The organism is Dietzia sp. UBA5065 (assembly GCA_002415925.1).
Classification (GTDB): domain Bacteria; phylum Actinomycetota; class Actinomycetes; order Mycobacteriales; family Mycobacteriaceae; genus Dietzia.
This window is the reverse complement of sequence record DIAZ01000024.1, coordinates 1-1351: the sequence shown is the minus strand read 5'-3', so window position 1 is coordinate 1351 and position 1351 is coordinate 1. Positions and strand designations below refer to the sequence as shown.

The following is a 1351-nucleotide window of genomic DNA, read 5'->3' as shown; positions in this document are numbered from 1 at the left end:
CGCCGTCGATGGACGTGAGCAGCTCCTGTGCGCGGCGCGCCCAGGAGTGGCTGCGCGCCAACTCTCGGCAACGGTCAGCGAGCTCGACCGTGGACTCGCCCCGGCGGACCGCCTCGACGCGTGACCGCACGGCCGACACGAAGCCGACTGTGCCCTCTGCCGTCTCCACGCACTCGGATCCGATCCACCGGGACGCCGGAAGATCGGAGGAGACCACCGGGACGCCGGCCGCGAGGTAGTCGAAGGTCTTGAGCGGGAAGCTCGCGCGGTTGAACGCAGTGTCCGCATACGGGGCCAGCCCGACCGCGAGGACGCCGATCCTCGAGCACAGCTCATCGGCAGGAATCCGGTCCGTCCACTCGACGAGGTCGTCCGCGGCGAGCCGATCCAACCGTCGTCCGAACTCCGGATCACGGTCCGACCGGGGCCCGATCAAGTGCAAGCGGATACCCGCATCCACCACTCCCTCCAAGAGCGATAGGTCCAGGCGTTCGTTCAGGGTCCCGACGACCCCGGCCTCCGGCACCCGGCGGGCGGGTTCGGTCGTGCACACCGGAGGCGCGCCGTTGGGGAGCACGACCGCGGGTGTCGTCACCGGCATCCCCAGCGACTCGATCCGTCCGACCAGTCCCGGACTGACAGCCGCGATGCGGTCGGCCTCCCGTGCGGTCCGAGAAAGCGTCCGTCGGAGGTACCGGGGCGACAGACCCATGAGGCTCGCCCCGGAAATCCAGTCGTCGGTCACGTAGAGCACACGCCTCCCGGTCACCCCGGGCGGGAACCCGCCCGTGGGATTGGCGACGACGACGGCGCGGGTTCGGAGGCTCCCGCCGACCGCGCGTCGAACAGACGTCTCTGTGGTGATCCGCGTCAGCGCGCGGACCGGCCACCGGGTGAATCCGGGTAGACCGGGAATCCTCACCCGGCGGACGCCCGGAGCCACCTCCTCCCCGGTCCGGGGGTCGGGGCGCCACCGCGACCAGCCACCACGCCGCGGCGGGTCGACCCAGAGGACATCGGCCCGGCGTCCGAGTTCCAGGACCATGCGTTTGTCGGTCCCGGTCATGTCATCCCAACCGACACCGGCGATCCAGACGATCGGCTCCCTCGGATCCGTCATGACGCGGCTTCCTTGTTGATCGCGGTGACCGGCCGCGAGTTGAAGTCATCCTCCGCCGTCGTGCCACGGAGCCTCCGGATCCGCTTGCGCACGTAGTACCGGGAGTATCGGCAGAGCGCGGCGGCCTCATCGAGTCGCCGTCGCGGGGAGGGGTGCGCGATCGCGTCCCGGTAGACCCGCTCCTGGATCGCCGCGGCTCTGGTCAGGGCGCTCGATGTCAAGCTCTGTTGA

Annotated in this window: 2 protein-coding genes; both read right to left on the bottom strand. The window is 70.4% G+C overall.

Annotated elements, in window-relative coordinates; all coding sequences use genetic code 11:
* Positions 1-1120 (bottom strand): glycosyltransferase (locus tag B4M60_RS02050; RefSeq protein ID WP_291079812.1); only part of this gene is annotated, 1120 nt, incomplete at its 3' end.
* Positions 1117-1351: hypothetical protein (locus B4M60_RS02045; protein ID WP_291079810.1), on the bottom strand; the 235-nt coding region annotated here is incomplete at its 5' end. The genes B4M60_RS02050 and B4M60_RS02045, both read right to left, overlap by 4 nt.